This window comes from Mannheimia granulomatis, from assembly GCF_011455695.1.
GTDB classification, from domain to species: Bacteria; Pseudomonadota; Gammaproteobacteria; order Enterobacterales; family Pasteurellaceae; genus Mannheimia; species Mannheimia granulomatis_A.
Genome location: NZ_CP015030.1, coordinates 873,507 through 889,383 on the forward strand (window position 1 = coordinate 873,507; position 15,877 = coordinate 889,383).

The following is a 15,877-nucleotide window of genomic DNA, read 5'->3' on the forward strand; positions in this document are numbered from 1 at the left end:
AATTAAAAGTAGTCAGGTAATGGTTTGTCTAGTTTTTGATTCAGTAATACCATTAACTTGATACGGGCTTTTTGTCCGCTTAATCCTTTGGTAAAAATTACGCCTTTTGGTTTTAGCTGCTTTCCACCACCGACATAATCATACACATCTTGGGTAATACCATTGAACGCGCGGGAAACTATCACGATAGGAATTTTAGCTTGTAATAGCGCCTCAAGACCATCTAAGCAGCTTGGAGGAAGATTACCTGCGCCTAAGGCTTCGATAACCACACCATCGCAACAGCTTTTTGCGAGTTGTTCAAGTAAAAAGCTATCCATACCTGCGTATGCTTTAAGTAGCTGTACGTTATTTTTAGTTAGCGTTTCAATTGGGAAGCGCTCGTAAGCGGTCAATTTTTGGAAAAAAATGACTGAATTTTTGCTGACTAAACCGCAAGGTCCAAATGTTGGTGTTTGGAATGTCGCTACATTGGTCGTATGAGTTTTGGTGACAAATTTAGCATGATGGATTTCATCATTCATCACAACTAAAACCCCTTTGTCCTTGCTTTCTTCATTTAATGCAACCAAAATTGCACTTTGTAGGTTGATTAAACCATCTGAGCCTAGCTCGTTACTTGAACGCATGGCTCCGGTAATGACAATAGGAACATTTACACTTAAGGCTAAATCTAGAAAATAAGAAGTTTCTTCTAAGGTGTCGGTTCCGTGCGTAATGACAATAGCATCCATATTTTCTTTTAAAACAGCTTCTTCAATACGCTGTTTTAAAAGCTGCCAATGTTTAATATTTATGTGCGGAGAGGGCACATTAAATAAGGATTCTTGGCTTAATTTTGCCGGATGATTTAAACGTTCTAGCGAGGCTAATAAAGGATTTTCTGTAGAAGGAGCGACTTTTCCATCTTTTCCTTCTTGCATTGAGATTGTTCCACCGGTGTGGATTATTAATAATTTTTTGGACATTTCTATTTATTTAACACGAGGATCTGGATTATCTAATATAAGCTGTGTTTGTGTTTTGCGAAACATATTTAATTTTTCTGCAATTTCTGGGTTAAACATTGCTAAAATTTGCGCAGCCAATAAAGCCGCATTTGCCGCACCGGAAGGACCAATTGCGAGAGTTCCAACCGGAATGCCTTTGGGCATTTGCACAATAGAGTAGAGGCTATCTATACCACTTAGCATCGAGCTTTTTACTGGCACCCCCAATACAGGCACAATCGTTTTCGCTGCAATCATACCGGGTAAGTGGGCTGCCCCTCCTGCACCTGCAATGATCACTTTATATCCATTAGACTGTGCCGTTTCTGAGAAAGAAAATAGTTTATCAGGGGTACGGTGAGCAGATACCACTTCAACATGGTAGGCTAAACCGAATTGGTCTAAAATTTGTGTTGCTTCAGACATGGTTGTCCAATCACTTTTAGATCCCATCACGATTGCAATTTCAGCTTTCTTTGGCATTTTAAATCCTTATCTTGCTAATGTAAAACAACATAATAATAACACATAAAGCAAACGTTTGCTTTAGCATTTGTAGAAATAAGGCAAATTTTAGGGCTGTTATCTGTTGGTTAAAATATGATATAATCGACAACCATTTTACTTTTTTAACTTAATCATCGGAGATATAAATGACGAGTAGTATAAACAAACGTTCAGTAATGACTCTTTTTTCAGATAAACAGGATATTTATAGCCACCAAGTGCGTATTGTATTGGCAGAAAAAGGAGTTCCTTATGAAATTGAGAACGTTATGCTAGGTAGTATTTCTGAAGATCTCTTAGAGTTAAATCCTTATGGTAATATTCCAACATTAGTGGATCGTGAATTAGTCTTATTTAATCCACGTATCATTATGGAATATTTAGATGAGCGTTTTCCACATCCGCCATTAATGCCTGTTTACCCGGTTTCCCGCGGGCAATGTCGCTTAAATATGTACCGTATTGAGCAAGATTGGTATGCACAAATTGATATTGTAAATAAAGCTCCTGAATCGGCAGAAGGCAAAAAAGCCTTAGCTCAATTAAAAGAAGATATTTTAGCACTTTCACCTATTTTTGCCGCAAAACCTTATTTTATGAGTGATGATTTCAGCCTTGTAGATTGCTATATCGCCCCATTATTGTGGCGTATGCAGATATTAGGCGTGAAATTTAGCGGTGCAACAGCCAAACCGATTAATGCTTATATGACTCGTGTTTTCCAACGTGATAGCTTTATTCAATCTGTGGGTGGTGAAGCACCTAAACATTTAATGGACGATAAAGATTAATGAAACCGTTAAGACCTTATCTTTATAATGCCTACTATAACTGGATTATTGATAACGATAACACGCCTTATCTTTTAGTTAATACCGAATATCCGGATGTAGATGTGCCAACTGAATTTATCAAAGACGGTAAAATTATTTTAAATATTTCACCACGTTCAATTGGTCAATACATTGTAGCAGAGGAGTATATTAGTTTTGGGGCTCGTTTTCAGGGAATGTTGCGCGATATTTATATTCCGTTTGGCGCCATGGAAGCAATTTATGCTCAAGAAACAGGTGATGGTGTAATGTTTCAAGATGAAGAATATTACGTTAAAGAAGCGCATCAGACACGTACAGAGCAGCAACAGAAAGTCAAAACAAAGAAATCGACATTAAAATTAGTTAAATAATTTAATAAATATAATTCATACAAGCGGTTAAATTTACATGTTTTTTTGCAAAACTCATTCAAAATTTAACCGCTTGTTTGTTTTTAAAGCAAATTTTCTGAAATTCCTCTTGCACTATTGCTTGAAATTGCTTATCTTGATTTTAATTTGTACTATCACAATAGTACGATAAGTCAAATTTAGGAGAATGCTATGAAATTTCGTAAAACTTTATTGATTACACTATTAAGTACCCTTTCAGTGGCTGCTTTTAGCCAAGATAAAATTCACAATGTTGCGATTACTGCTATTGTTGAGCACCCCGCGTTAGATTCAATTCGCAAAGGTGTTGTTGAGGAGCTGGCTCGCGAAGGCTTTGTTGATGGCAAAAATATTAAAATAGACTATCAATCTGCTCAAGGCAGTACTGCAACAGCAGCACAAATTGCGAGAAAATTTGTTGGCGATAAAGCGGATATCATTATTCCAATTACCACCCCTTCAGCCCAACCGGTTGTCGCAGCAACACGCTCTATTCCAATTGTATTCTCAGGCGTGACAGATCCTGTAACGGCAAAATTAGTGAAATCCTGGGAACCAAGCGGCACTAACGTAACCGGTATTTCAGACCATAAGCCTATCGAACCACAAGTTAAGTTAATTAAAACATTGGTACCTCAATTAAAAGCAGTTGGGTATGTTTATAGTGCAGGTGAGGTTAATTCTGCTATTGTATTAGAAGAGTTAAAAGAAGAAGCTAAAAAACAAGGAATCAACGTAGTACCTGTAGCTGTTCAACGTAGTGCAGATATTGGTACAGCGGCACGTAGCTTAAACGGCAAAGTACAAGCAATTTATATTTCTGAAGATAATGCCGTAGTTTCTGCTTATGAAGCATTACATAAAGCAGCTTTAGAAGCCAAAATTCCTGTGATTGCAGCAGATCGTGATACTGTACAGCGTGGTGCAATTGCTGCTTATGCAGTAAACCAGTATGATATTGGTGTTGCAACAGGGAAAAGTGCTGCCCGTGTATTAAGAGGAGAAAAAGCAGGTACAATTCCAACGCAAGAAGTGAGTCAGCTAGAACTTTCAATTAATACTAAAACAGCAAAAGAATTAGGGATTATGGTATCTGAAACTTTATTAAAAGAGGCAAAGGAAAAGTTCTAAATATAAGCATAAATAGTTTGTTTTATATAAACAAATGTTGTAAAGTTATTTCTCACTTTCAATTCTAAGGGGTATATTATGGAATGGATAGCAGCAATTATTGTAGGTGCTATTATTGGTTGGTTAGCATCAATTGTAATGAAAAGTGACGGTGGGCTTTGCAAAAATATTATCGTTGGTATTGTTGGATCATCTTTAGGTCGTTGGTTATTCGGCGATTTATTAGGAATCGGTTCTGCATACCGTGCTGGTGAGTTTAATATTGTTGGTATCTTCTTTGGTGTATTAGGAGCCGCACTTTTAATTTTTATTTTGAGAAAATTAAAAATTTTTGACTAATTAAAGAATCTTAAAATAAGCAGTTATGAATATAACTGCTTATTTTTTTATTTATATATACTCTTTTTGTTCTTGCATAAGTTGAGAGAAGAAATCGATCAACACTCGTACTTTTGGTGAAAGATAACGACGGTTTGGATAAAGTAAGCTGATTTGTAAAGAGTCTTGCTCTAAAAATAACATAATCGGTATTAATTCTGCATTTTTAAGCTCTTCTTTTATTAAAAATTTAGGAATATTAATAATACCCAATCCCGCCTTTGCCATTTGTACTAAAGCATGACCATTGTTACTATAAATTTTGCCTTTGGGTTTAATATTTATTTTTTGCCCTTGCTGAGTAAAATGCCATTGTTGGTGATATTCATAAAGTAAACAGTCTCTTTCAGTGAGTTCTTCCAGAGATTGAGGCTCGCCATATTGAGCTAGATAATCGGGAGAGGCAACTAACATCAAATGAGAATCTGCAATTTTTTTTGCTACAATAGAGCTGTCAGACAAACTACCGATACGCAATACCAAATCGAAACCTTCAGCAATCACATCTACTCGACGATCACTAAATTCAATATGAAGCTCTAAATTTGGATAATCTTCCATAAATTTGCCTAGGTAAGGAGCAATAAAGCGAGAGCCAAAATCCATTGGCACAGACATAGTGATTTTCCCTTGAAGGGTAGAGCTAATATTACTTACATTTGCCTCTGCTTCTTTAAGTTCATTTAAAATAGGTAAACAATGCTGATAATAGAGCAAGCCGGCTTCCGTTGGGGTAATTTTTCTCGTTGTTCGCTGGAGCAAACGAACATTAAGGTATTCTTCCAGTTGTGAGACTAACTTACTTGCCATTGGTAGTGATATCTGCTCTTGTTGAGCAGCTTGTGTAAAACTTTGGGTCTCAATGACTTTGCAAAATAAACTGATTGCGTTTAGTTTATCCATTTTCTCGCTTCTTTATATTGTAATTTTTTCTAAGGCTTGCTATCGTAAAAATAGTATATGAAAAAATCAACTTTAAAAGAAATAATTTCATATTATTTTAAATAATTATTAAAAATCAGGTAAAAAAACATGGGAAAATCACTTGTTATTGTGGAGTCTCCGGCTAAGGCAAAAAAAATTAATCAATATCTAGGCAGTAACTATGTTGTAAAATCGAGTGTGGGGCATATTCGCGATCTACCGAAAAGCGGTACTGATGAAAAAGCAGAAAAAGCGAAATCGATTTCAACTAAAGGGATGAGCGTAGAAGAAAAGGCTAAAGTTAAAGCAGAAAAAGAACGCACTGCTTTGGTTAAACGTATGGGGATCGATCCCTATAACGGTTGGAAAGCTAATTACCAAATTATGCCAGACAAGGAAAAAGTCGTCTCAGAACTCAAATCTTTAGCTAAAAAAGCAGATCATATCTATTTAGCAACCGACTTGGATAGAGAAGGGGAAGCGATTGCTTGGCATTTACGTGAAATTATTGGAGGTGATGATAGTCGCTTTAGTCGCGTGGTGTTTAACGAAATTACTAAAGACGCGATAAAAAAAGCATTTGAAGATCCACAGCCACTTAATATCGACCGCGTCAATTCACAGCAAACCCGTCGTTTTTTAGACAGAGTCGTCGGCTTTATGGTCTCACCATTATTGTGGAAAAAAGTAGCAAGAGGTCTATCTGCAGGGCGAGTTCAATCCGTTGCAGTTAAATTATTAGTTGAACGTGAGCGTGAAATTAAAGCCTTCCAAAGTGAAGAATTTTGGACGATTGCTGCCAATACGCAAATTAATCGAAAAAAATTACCGCTTGAATTAACATCTTATAAAGGCAAAAAGTTTGCTGCTAAAAACGAGGATGAAGCTAAGATTGCTGTTCGCGATTTAGAGCAAAGTGAATTTATTGTTTCTAATATTGAAGCGAAAGAAACCAGTTCTCGTGCTTCCGCACCATTCATTACATCAACGTTACAGCGTACTGCAAGTACACGTTTAGGCTTTGGTGTAAAGAAAACTATGATGTTGGCACAACGCTTGTATGAGGCAGGTTATATTACCTATATGCGTACCGATTCAACTAATCTAAGCCGTGAAGCATTAGCGATGGCTCGTGGTTATGTTGAAAGCGAATTCGGGGCGAATTATTTGCCAGAAAAACCAAATATGTATCGTAGTAAAGATAATGCTCAAGAGGCTCACGAGGCGATTCGCCCATCTGATGTGAACGTAAAAATGTCAGATTTAAAAGGAATGGATAAAGATGCCGAGCGTTTATACGATTTAATTTGGCGTCGCTTCTTAGCTTGTCAAATGTTGCCGGCACGTTATGATTCAACCTCTTTAACCGTGATTGCGGGGAATTATGAGTTAAAAGCCAGTGGACAGGTAATGCGTTTTGATGGTTGGACTCGTGTATTGCCAGTACAAGGCAAAAATCCGGAAGATCAGGAATTACCACAGGTAGAGTTACATCAGAAATTGAAATTAGATGAAGTTATTCCGAGCCAGCATTTTACCAAGCCACCGGCACGTTTTAATGAAGCCTCTTTAGTTGCAGAATTAGAAGAACGAAAAATTGGTCGTCCATCTACCTACGCCTCTATTATTTCTACTATTCAAGAACGCGGTTACGTAAGAACGGAAAATAAGCGCTTCTATGTAGAAAAAATTGGTGAAGTGGTGACCGATCGCCTAAATGAATCCTTCAAAGATTTAATGAATTATGACTTCACCGCTAATATGGAAGAAGTGCTTGACCAAATTGCAGGAGGACATAAAAACTGGAAGGAGGAATTAAATGCTTTCTTCAAAGATTTCTCGCAGGAATTGACCCAAGCAGAGCTTGATGAACTTGAAGGTGGAATGAAGCCAAACAGCATTGTACCGACAGAGATTGATTGCCCAACTTGTGGAAGAAAAATGGCTATTCGAACTGCATCAACCGGTGTCTTTTTAGGCTGTACCGGCTATGCATTGCCGCCAAAAGAGCGTTGTAAGACCACAATGAATCTGATCCCTGAAGCGGAGCTTTTAAATGTACTGGATTCAGAGTCTGAAACAAAAGCTTTAATGGCTCGTAAACGTTGTCCGAAGTGTGATTCAGCGATGGATAGCTATGTCATTGATGCTGAGCGAAAATTACATATTTGCGGTAACAACCCAAATTGTGATGGCTATATTGTTGAACAAGGCACCTTTAAAATTAAAGGTTATGAAGGTCCTGTAGTGGAATGCGACAAATGCGGAGCAGATATGCACCTAAAATTAGGTCGTTTCGGAAAATATATGGGTTGTACAAGTTGTGATAACACCCGCAAAATACTCAAAAACGGGGAGGTTGCACCACCTAAGGAAGATCCTATCGCCTTTCCTGAACTTAAATGTGAAAAAGCGGATGCATATTTTGTTTTACGCGATGGAGCAAGTGGTGTTTTTATGTCAGCACATAATTTCCCGAAAGTGCGCGAGAGCCGAGCGCCTAAAGTGGCAGAATTAGCATTATATCGTGATCGTCTGCCAGAAAAATTGCAGTATCTTGCTGATGCTCCGCAACAAGATCCGGAAGGAAATGAGGCTATTATCCGCTTTAGTCGTAAAGAGAAGCGTCAATATGTTACTTCAGAGAAAAACGGTAAAGCAACTAAATGGATTATGGATTACCTTGATGGAAAATGGGTAGAGCGGACTAAATAATCCATAATTAACAAGCGGTTAAATTTCATCATTATTTTGCAAAAAATACGAGGAATTTAACCGCTTGTTTCTGTGTTATGGACATAAGAATCATTCTATTAGCTTATCAATCGCTTTACTTAATTTATTACGGTCATGGCGATAGGTAATGTCATCCGCTGATAGATTCTCCCGAAGTACACAAATATGAGGGGGTAACTGAGATTGTTCATCATCGGTTGTGATAACAGCATTAATTCGCTGCTTACCGATACAGCTCTCAATCCATTCAATTCGCTGCTTAAGAGATAATGCACCCGCTGGGCCATGCTCCTGTCCAATATTATCAATAAAAATAACTTGAGCTTCACTTTCGGAAATAGTTTGGGCTATTTCGGGCACTAGCAAGTTTGGCATAATGCTGGTAAAAAAGCTCCCGGGTCCGAGTAAGATTAATTCAGAAGCATAAATTGCAGATACTGCTTCAGGGGTAGCTAAAACGACCTTATCTAAATGTAAACTGCAAGGGGTTTCTTCTAAGGCATCTATTTCTACTTCACCAAAGATTGACTCGCCGGAGTGGAGCTTTGCGATTATATGGACGGGAATTTCAGACATTGGAATAAGCTGAGAACGCACATGCAGTAGATCTCGAACTAAATTGATACCTTCAAGCGGTCTAATCTGCATATTTTCAAGTGCAGTCAAAATTAAATTGCCTAGATTATGCCCGTTTAACTCTCCGCTGCCTCCAAAGCGATATTCAAACAGATTAGAAGCAACAGTCGGTTTGACAATAATTTGATTAAGGCAATTACGTAAATCTCCCCAAGCAATACCGCCTTGTTGTGAGCGAATACGTCCTGTTGAACCACCGTTATCCGTAGTTGCAACAATGCCGGTAAGTCTTTCTTTTAAGAAAGATAGCGCTGATAATAAACGCCCAAGACCGTGTCCGCCCCCGAGGGCAACTACAGCACTAAGCTGATTTAGTTTTGAGTGTCGGGGAGGTTTATATTGAGTAGAATCTAATTTCGTATTTTCCATTGAACTGATTTCTTAAACTGAAGTTACCTCTGTATCATTAGATGGCAAAGCTTGGATAACAGCTTTAACTAATGTCGCTAAAGGAATGGCAAAAAATACCCCCCAAAATCCCCATAATCCACCGAAAATAAGTACAGCAATAATGATAGTGAGAGGATGAACATTGACCGCTTCAGAGAATAAAAACGGCACAAGTAAATTTCCATCTAATAATTGGCTGATAATAAAGGCCAACATAACATAGTAAAAATCAGGTGATAAACCAAATTGGAATAAAGCAACAAGAAAAACCGGGATGCTGACTAAAACTGCTCCAATATAAGGTACTAAAACTGAAATCCCTACAGCAACAGAAAGCAGCAGTGGATAACGCAATCCAAAGAAGAGAAAAATAATGTAGGTTATAACACCCACAATAATAATTTCCAAAAACTTCCCACGAATATAGTTAGCGATTTGCTGCTGCATTTCAAACCAGACTCGTGTCGCTAAACGGCGATTTTCCGGTAGGATGCGGCTAAATGAGCGCATTAAAACCAATTTATCTTTTAATAAGAAAAATACCATTAACGGCACTAAAAATGCATAAATCCCTAAACCGACCAAACTGATGATAGAATTAATTGAAAAGGTTAAAAGTGATTCTGCAATACCTAGAATATGGCTTTTAAATTTGCTTACGATAGAATCTAATGTCGCATAATCTACAAGTTCCGGGTAGTGTTCCGGTAAGGCTTGTAACCAAGCATTCAGTAAATTAAACATTGAAGGAAGATCTTGAATGAAGGTAACAGCTTGATTCCATAGGCTAGGCAATAGCACTACGCCTAAAAAGGAGAGTAGGGCAATAAACCCCCCTAAAATTAAAGTTACACTAAGCGTTCTTGGGAGTTTTAACCTAACCGTTAAAAAACGGATCGGCCATTCAAGCAAGTAAGCAAATACAAGAGCAACCAACAGCGGCATTAATAAATCACTAAAAAAATAGATGATACCAAAGCCAATGAATAGAATACCAAGCAACACTACAATTTGTGGGTCAGTAAACCTTTTTTGATACCAATCTTGTAACATTTGAAACATAGTATTGCCTTTTATTAACGAAGATAATATTCGCCTAGTGAACTAGGCGAAAAGAGATTATTTTTGACTACAAATTGCAACAAATCCAAGATGTTTATCAGGATCGTTAAATGTTTTATACATTCTATTAAAAATTTCTCTGTTTTCCGGCTTTAATGCATTACCTACAATTTTCATTGCACCTAAAACGCCTTCATCATGAATCAAGCCCTTAGGTGATAGTAAAGACATTTCTCCGGAAAATGTTTCTACATTACGGAAGCCACAATGATGGAATAATTGTTTCCAATCTGCTTTACTGAGAGGCGTGACTGTCAAGCTAATCGCCTCACGTAATTCTGTCAAGACAGATTCTGCATCCTCTGCATCTAAAAGCAAATCATGAGTTAACAAAAAGCCGTTTGGCTTTAAAACTCGAAAATATTCACGAATAGCCTTTTCTTTTGCTTCAATTGGAAGCATAGTTAACATTGCTTCATTGATAACGATATCAAAGCTTTCATCATCAAATGGTAATTTAGTCGCATTTGCACGTTGTACTTGCACCAAATGCTCAACTTTATTTTCTTTGATGTTTTGATCCGCTTTTTCAAGCGCCTCTTCATCCAAATCAACGCCTATAATTTGGCACTCAAATTGCTTAGCTATCTGAATAGCTGTTGTCCCCATATTGCAGGCGACCTCAAGCACTTTCTTTTCTTTATTAAAATCGCCGTTTGCAATTAGCCAGTCAGTTGCTAATTTACCACCCGGACGTAAACGCGTTTTGCCTAGACGCGCCAAAAAGTTATGACCAACTTCTTCTTTTTTCATAAAAACCTCTGAGGCTGTCAAGTTGTAAAAGGATTTATCCTTAATATTTAAGAATGATTCAACAAGAGTATGTTTACCTTCTAAAGATAATTTAGCAAAAAAGTGTCCTTTTTTGACCGCTTGTACTCCAAATTTTAGCTGATTATACCCAATTTTTTTGTTTTCTTATATACAACGGCCACTGATTTTGACAGAATAAACTCATTTTTTAACAATGAGGAAAATATATGGTAAAAGAAAATAGCCACTATGCTCATCAGCGTGGTGAAATTAAAGAGAGTGCAGTAAAAGCACTAGTGACCGACCCACTATTTAAAAGTCGAGTAGAGAAAAATCGTAAAGGGAAAGGCAGTTATCGTCGACATGAAAAGCATAAAAATGCCGGTTATATAAAAGGTGAAACCCCATTTAAAAATATTCGCTTAGAGTCTTCTTATATGGGGTTTTATTATTTTAATGTATTACTTATTGTTTAGTTGCACCAAACACAGCATCGTATTTTAACAGTCCGTTTTCAGGTTGTTCGTCATTTTCAATTTCGATTTTTCCGACTACATCGTTAAGCTTTTCACCGGCAAACTGGGTATAGTAGTAACCAGAGAGTTCGCTCTTGTTTTCAACTCGGGTTTCTCCGTTAAAACTAACGAAGTCTTGTAGATAGCGAGCTTCAGGTAATTTGCTTTCATTTAATGTAATCGTACCGAGCGTTTGACTATTAATAGTTCCACTTAGCTTATTTTTCTCCCAGTCATTATTGAGATTTAGCTTAATTGCAACATCACCATCAAATTTCGGCGCTGATGCAACTGCCACACCATCTTTATTCTCAACAACACGAGCAATAACTTCACCTTTATAGGTCGCTTCACCAACTAAGCCGTCATTCCATTTTGCTTTACCATTAGCAAAATCCCATACTCCATATTCAGAATAGTTAGAACCACTACCTTCTTCAAGTTGCTTTTTACCGTCTCGACCGGTACTTAAATGAAGATGAAATAAGTTGCTGTCATTTGCATCGGTGTAAAAGGTACCATAGCTAGAATAAGGCTGATTTACAAATAGATAATGAACAGTTTTGCCATTTCCTCCCTCTAATTTGGGATCTGTGAACTGACCATTGTGTTTACCGAGATAGTTTTCACCACTTTGTAAACTTTTGACATTCGATGCTGGACTCTCGTTCGTACCTAAATCTAGTACTAAATAATAGTTATGTGGTTTACCAAATTCATCCGCTTTGAATGGCGAATTTTCTGCTTCATCTCCCTCTGAAACAAAGTGTTCACGACTTTCACGGCGAGTATCGCCTGCATCACTAAGATTGCCGCCATTTGCTAACGGAATAACACGCCAATATTTGCCTGCATTATCCGTATTTACCGGCTTGGTAGCTTCTACAGGGGTATCAGGCTTTGGTTGAGCTGGTTTGGGTGTTTCTTCATTTGGTGTAGATGGTTTCACTTTTTCTGTGCTATTTTCTTCTGATTTAGTAGTTTTATCTTTACCTACTTCTTCATCAGATGATGCCTTTTTACTTGAGGTTTCGCTCGATGTTGAAGGCTTATTTTTTTCCAAATTATCTTCTGATTTGGATGTTTGGGTTGATGGTGTCAGCTCTTTTTTTGTTTGTACAACATGAGCTCCGTCAGTAGATTTACAGCCTGTTAAGGCTAGAGATACAGCAACAGCTGCTAAAGTAAGTTTGAGTGTAGAACGCATAAGTAAGTCTCCTAGGTTTAAAGCCACAAAATTTTAATGGATAAATTTTGGTTTTGGCAAGAGCTAAACGAAAAAAAATAATAATTTTTCTATGGGTATTATTGCAAGGTATTGAAATTTAGCGTAATTTATTACCCTCAATTTATTTATGGGAAAAATAAAATGACAACGACAAACAAAACTATTTTAGCATTACTGATTTCCGCTCATTTAAGTAGTCTTGCCTTGGCTCAAACAAAAGAAGATATTGCAGTATTAGAAGAAGTATCTGTTATTGGTAATAGCGATACACCTGTAGTTGCGCAAGGTAGTGAAGTTACTATTTTAAAGGTCAGTGATAAAATTATTGATGGAAAGGAATTTAAGAAGCGTTCAGCAACTCTAGGAAATGCTTTAGCAGCAGAATTGGGGGTACATAGTAATCCATTCGGAGGCGGAGCAAGTAAGCCGATTATTCGTGGACAAGAAGGAGCGAGAATTAAAATTTTACAAAACGGGGCTGAAGTTGTAGATATGTCCAGCCTTTCGCCTGACCATGCAGTAGTTGCGGACTCTTTACTTGCCAGCAAAGTAGAAGTATTAAGGGGTTCAAGTACCTTACTTTATACCAGCAGCTCACCGGCAGGTGTAGTGAATGTCGTCGATAAACGTATTCCAACGTCAATACCAGAAAAAGGCTATGAAGTAGAACTTAACAGCCGTTTTGATACTGTAAGTAAAGAGCGTTTAGGGGTAATCGGTGCAACAGTAGGTTTAGGTCAGCATGTTGCTTTGCGGGTTGAGGGACTGAATCGTCACAGCGATAATTATCGAGTAAAAAGCTTACAACTCGGTGAGCGCTTAAATTATGTACCGGATACTTATAACCGTTCTCGTGTTGGTACTATGGGAATCTCATTTATTGGCGAGAGAGGGTATATAGGTGCAGCATATAGTCATCGCAAAGACACCTACGGTTTACCTGGGCATAACCATAAATTTGATTCTTGTACAGGGCACATTTATGGTGTCGATAGGGATAAACATGCTCATACTTATCTCTATCCACATTTGTTAACTAATGAATTAATCAGTGAGAATCCACATTTCCATTGTGGTTCAGATCATGGATTGGATCATAATCATAGCCATGATAATCCTTATGGGCATAAGCACGATCATACACATAAAGGTCCTTGGGTTGATCTTCGCTCCAAGCGTCTTGATATAAAAATGGAACTAAAACAACCCTTTAGTGGAGTAGAGAAGTTACGTTTAAGTCATACTGATGTGAATTACTATCATGATGAAAAAGATGCGGGCGTTTTAATTACATCTTTGCACAAACAGCTTAAAAAAGATCAGGACTATGGTAAGCCTGTCAATATTTACAAAAATCGTGGTAAAAACAGCCGCTTGGAGTTTTATCATGTGCCAGTTGGCGGTTTGAGTGGTGTCTGGGGCTTGTAGTACCAAACGCAAAGAAGCAGTATGAACGCACCGAAAGACCGCGAAGTTCGTTTCCCACTGATTGAGAATAACAACAAACAGCTAAGTCTGTTTGGTATTGAACAATATATGTGGGACAATTTTGCTGTTGAGCTTGCCGGGCGGATAGAAAAGCAGAAAATTGAGATCGACTACGACCTTAATGAAATCAAACGGTTACAAGATTTCTATCGTATTTCGGGCGGCGCACAAGTTGAACCGGATTTATCACCGTATAATAAAACGGCTTATGCTTATTCTGGTACGTTGAACTGGTTCTTCCACCCGAATTATCAGCTCTCGTTTACGGCTTCGCACAATGAACGCCATCCAACACCGATGGAGCTTTATTACCACGGACAGCATTTGGCGACTAGTTCATTTGAATACGGCAATAAAGATCTGAAAAAAGAGCAATCGAACAATGTAGAATTAGGCTTAAGCTATCAAGGTGAGAAATTTGGCTATAAAACTACAGTTTATTACAACCACTTTAAAAACTATATTTTTAACGAAAATCTCTATCGTGAAAACCAGCTGTTTATGCGTCGTTATAGTCAAGCAAAAGCTCGTTTTTACGGCTTAGAAGCAGAGATGAGTTACCGTTTTAACGATAAATACCAAGCAACACTATTTGGTGATATGGTTCGTGGTTGGCTGACTAATTTACCGCCAGTAAAAGTCGGTGGTATCCATAAAGAACATCTACCGAAAGATGCTAAACCAGGAGAAACTTATCTGCTTTATCGTGCGGATATGAACACACCAAGAACGCCACCAGTACGTTTAGGCTTACGTTTAAATGCTCAGTTTAATGAGAATTGGGCAGGGGAGGCAGAATTCTATCGGATGTTTAGCCAACGTCGTTTAAGTCAATTAGAATACCCAACTCGTGGACATTCAATGCTGAATTTAGGCTTAAGCTACAGCAATAAATTCAAAAATGCAGAGTATAAAATCAGCTTAAATGGAACAAACTTATTGAATCAAGCAGTTTATATCCATACCTCTTATCATCAGTTTGTTTCTCAGCCGGGACGTAATTTCATATTAGGTTTAGAAATGAAGTTCTAGATAGAGTTAAAAACACAAAGAGAGTTTCCGGTGAAAAAGAAACTCTCTTTGCATTTGCAAAAAACAAGTGTTTTTTAACCGCTTGCTATTTATAGAAGTATTCAAATAATGGAGTAGGATTTTGCAGATATCCCGATAATTGTTTACGTTCAGGATGTCCCATATAGGGCAGCTGCCCCAATAACGGAGCATTAATTTTTTGTGTTAATAGTTCAATCAATTCATGATAGTGCCGTAGACCAGGGTTAACCCTATTAGCTACCCAACCTACAAGATTCACACCTCGGTGCAAAATTTCATTTGCGGTCAACAATGCATGGTTAACGCACCCTTCTTTTATGCCAACAACTAAAACCACCGGCATATTATTTTGCTCGACCCAGTCAGCAAAACAGTAATCTTTATTAATAGGGGTTAACCAGCCATAGGTGCCTTCAACCACCACATTAGGATACTCAGTTTCAAGCCTTTTTAAATCAGCATTTAACTTTTCTACTTGAATATGATGCACTGCATCTAAAGCTGCAAACACGGGAGTACTTGAATGAGTAAAGGTATAACTATTAATATCTCGATAACGCACAGCATTAGGACAGCTATCTAAAATAGTTAACACATCAGAATTATCTTCAGCAGCATAATCGTACTGGTTTGGCTCGGTAGGTAACGAATCATCCCCACCACAAGCAATAGGTTTATAACCAACCACGGGAAAATTGTGTTCAGCAAGTTTCTGTATAATTGCACGAGTTACCACGGTTTTCCCCACGTTGGTGTCCGTTCCGGTAATAAATAATGAGGGCATAAGTGGTTCCTTTTATAAAATCGACACCATGTAGTT

General features: G+C 37.8%; 14 protein-coding genes and 1 pseudogene. 7 read left to right on the forward strand and 8 right to left on the reverse strand.

Annotation, left to right across the window (positions count from 1 at the left end; translation table 11 throughout):
- Positions 1-2: 2 nt before the first annotated feature.
- Together A4G16_RS04275 and purE are read right to left on the reverse strand one after the other, a co-directional pair.
- Positions 3-968 carry an asparaginase gene (locus A4G16_RS04275; RefSeq protein WP_165888839.1) on the reverse strand — a complete coding sequence of 322 codons (966 nt, stop codon included), beginning with the start codon at positions 966-968 and terminating at the stop codon, positions 3-5.
- Positions 969-974: 6 nt separating this feature from the next.
- Positions 975-1,472, reverse strand: a complete 498-nt coding sequence (gene purE, locus A4G16_RS04280) for a 5-(carboxyamino)imidazole ribonucleotide mutase (protein ID WP_165888840.1) — start codon at positions 1,470-1,472, stop codon at positions 975-977.
- Positions 1,473-1,642: 170 nt separating this feature from the next.
- Between purE and sspA the strand changes: the two genes are divergently transcribed.
- From sspA to A4G16_RS04300, 4 genes are all read left to right on the forward strand, one after another.
- Positions 1,643-2,287 carry a stringent starvation protein SspA gene (sspA, locus tag A4G16_RS04285; protein ID WP_027074608.1) on the forward strand — a complete coding sequence of 215 codons (645 nt, stop codon included), beginning with the start codon at positions 1,643-1,645 and terminating at the stop codon, positions 2,285-2,287.
- Positions 2,287-2,682 carry a ClpXP protease specificity-enhancing factor gene (locus A4G16_RS04290; RefSeq protein WP_165888841.1) on the forward strand — a complete coding sequence of 132 codons (396 nt, stop codon included), beginning with the start codon at positions 2,287-2,289 and terminating at the stop codon, positions 2,680-2,682. Before sspA ends, A4G16_RS04290 begins: the two co-directional genes overlap by 1 nt.
- A gap of 192 nt (positions 2,683-2,874) precedes the next feature.
- Positions 2,875-3,834 carry an ABC transporter substrate-binding protein gene (locus tag A4G16_RS04295; RefSeq protein WP_165888842.1) on the forward strand — a complete coding sequence of 320 codons (960 nt, stop codon included), beginning with the start codon at positions 2,875-2,877 and terminating at the stop codon, positions 3,832-3,834.
- Positions 3,835-3,912: 78 nt separating this feature from the next.
- A complete protein-coding gene (locus A4G16_RS04300) occupies positions 3,913-4,173 on the forward strand; it encodes a GlsB/YeaQ/YmgE family stress response membrane protein (protein WP_042803042.1) in 261 nt (86 codons plus the stop codon).
- Between the two features lie 51 nt (positions 4,174-4,224).
- Here the strand turns inward: A4G16_RS04300 and A4G16_RS04305 are convergent, their stop codons facing one another.
- Positions 4,225-5,115 (reverse strand): LysR family transcriptional regulator, encoded by an 891-nt coding sequence (locus A4G16_RS04305; protein ID WP_165888843.1) that lies wholly within the window; start codon positions 5,113-5,115, stop codon positions 4,225-4,227.
- Positions 5,116-5,244: 129 nt separating this feature from the next.
- Between A4G16_RS04305 and topA the strand changes: the two genes are divergently transcribed.
- Entirely contained in the window at positions 5,245-7,851 is a 2,607-nt protein-coding gene (topA, locus tag A4G16_RS04310) for a type I DNA topoisomerase (RefSeq protein WP_165888844.1), read from the forward strand.
- Between the two features lie 90 nt (positions 7,852-7,941).
- Here the strand turns inward: topA and A4G16_RS04315 are convergent, their stop codons facing one another.
- Genes A4G16_RS04315 through A4G16_RS04325 form a run of 3 tightly spaced genes read right to left on the reverse strand, consistent with a single transcriptional unit; the run spans position 7,942 to position 10,773 of the window.
- Positions 7,942-8,877 (reverse strand): gluconeogenesis factor YvcK family protein, encoded by a 936-nt coding sequence (locus A4G16_RS04315; protein WP_165888845.1) that lies wholly within the window; start codon positions 8,875-8,877, stop codon positions 7,942-7,944.
- A 12-nt stretch (positions 8,878-8,889) separates the two neighbouring features.
- A complete protein-coding gene (locus A4G16_RS04320; RefSeq protein WP_165888846.1) occupies positions 8,890-9,960 on the reverse strand; it encodes an AI-2E family transporter in 1,071 nt (356 codons plus the stop codon).
- A 57-nt stretch (positions 9,961-10,017) separates the two neighbouring features.
- Entirely contained in the window at positions 10,018-10,773 is a 756-nt protein-coding gene (locus A4G16_RS04325; RefSeq protein WP_165888847.1) for a class I SAM-dependent methyltransferase, read from the reverse strand.
- 227 nt (positions 10,774-11,000) lie between these two features.
- Between A4G16_RS04325 and A4G16_RS04330 the strand changes: the two genes are divergently transcribed.
- Positions 11,001-11,249 carry an alternative ribosome-rescue factor A gene (locus A4G16_RS04330; RefSeq protein ID WP_165888848.1) on the forward strand — a complete coding sequence of 83 codons (249 nt, stop codon included), beginning with the start codon at positions 11,001-11,003 and terminating at the stop codon, positions 11,247-11,249.
- Here the strand turns inward: A4G16_RS04330 and A4G16_RS04335 are convergent.
- Complete coding sequence (locus tag A4G16_RS04335) at positions 11,239-12,495, reverse strand: hypothetical protein (protein ID WP_165888849.1); 1,257 nt, start codon at positions 12,493-12,495, stop codon at positions 11,239-11,241. The two genes, A4G16_RS04330 and A4G16_RS04335, sit on opposite strands and share 11 nt — an antisense overlap.
- A 162-nt stretch (positions 12,496-12,657) precedes the next feature.
- Here A4G16_RS04335 and A4G16_RS04340 point away from each other — a divergent pair.
- Positions 12,658-15,036 (forward strand): annotated as a pseudogene (locus A4G16_RS04340) (TonB-dependent receptor).
- Between the two features lie 85 nt (positions 15,037-15,121).
- Here the strand turns inward: A4G16_RS04340 and bioD are convergent.
- Positions 15,122-15,841, reverse strand: coding sequence for a dethiobiotin synthase (gene bioD, locus A4G16_RS04345; RefSeq protein ID WP_165888850.1), 720 nt, complete (start codon positions 15,839-15,841; stop codon positions 15,122-15,124).
- Positions 15,842-15,877 lie beyond the last annotated feature (36 nt).

Bases quoted from the DNA above. Each gene is read 5' to 3' on its own strand.
- A4G16_RS04275 (WP_165888839.1), bottom strand. From the start codon at position 968: ATGTCCAAAAAATTATTAATAATCCACACCGGTGGAACAATCTCAATG.
- purE (WP_165888840.1), bottom strand. From the start codon at position 1,472: ATGCCAAAGAAAGCTGAAATTGCAATCGTGATGGGATCTAAAAGTGAT.
- sspA (WP_027074608.1), top strand. From the start codon at position 1,643: ATGACGAGTAGTATAAACAAACGTTCAGTAATGACTCTTTTTTCAGAT.
- A4G16_RS04290 (WP_165888841.1), top strand. From the start codon at position 2,287: ATGAAACCGTTAAGACCTTATCTTTATAATGCCTACTATAACTGGATT.
- A4G16_RS04295 (WP_165888842.1), top strand. From the start codon at position 2,875: ATGAAATTTCGTAAAACTTTATTGATTACACTATTAAGTACCCTTTCA.
- A4G16_RS04300 (WP_042803042.1), top strand. From the start codon at position 3,913: ATGGAATGGATAGCAGCAATTATTGTAGGTGCTATTATTGGTTGGTTA.
- A4G16_RS04305 (WP_165888843.1), bottom strand. From the start codon at position 5,115: ATGGATAAACTAAACGCAATCAGTTTATTTTGCAAAGTCATTGAGACC.
- topA (WP_165888844.1), top strand. From the start codon at position 5,245: ATGGGAAAATCACTTGTTATTGTGGAGTCTCCGGCTAAGGCAAAAAAA.
- A4G16_RS04315 (WP_165888845.1), bottom strand. From the start codon at position 8,877: ATGGAAAATACGAAATTAGATTCTACTCAATATAAACCTCCCCGACAC.
- A4G16_RS04320 (WP_165888846.1), bottom strand. From the start codon at position 9,960: ATGTTTCAAATGTTACAAGATTGGTATCAAAAAAGGTTTACTGACCCA.
- A4G16_RS04325 (WP_165888847.1), bottom strand. From the start codon at position 10,773: ATGAAAAAAGAAGAAGTTGGTCATAACTTTTTGGCGCGTCTAGGCAAA.
- A4G16_RS04330 (WP_165888848.1), top strand. From the start codon at position 11,001: ATGGTAAAAGAAAATAGCCACTATGCTCATCAGCGTGGTGAAATTAAA.
- A4G16_RS04335 (WP_165888849.1), bottom strand. From the start codon at position 12,495: ATGCGTTCTACACTCAAACTTACTTTAGCAGCTGTTGCTGTATCTCTA.
- bioD (WP_165888850.1), bottom strand. From the start codon at position 15,841: ATGCCCTCATTATTTATTACCGGAACGGACACCAACGTGGGGAAAACC.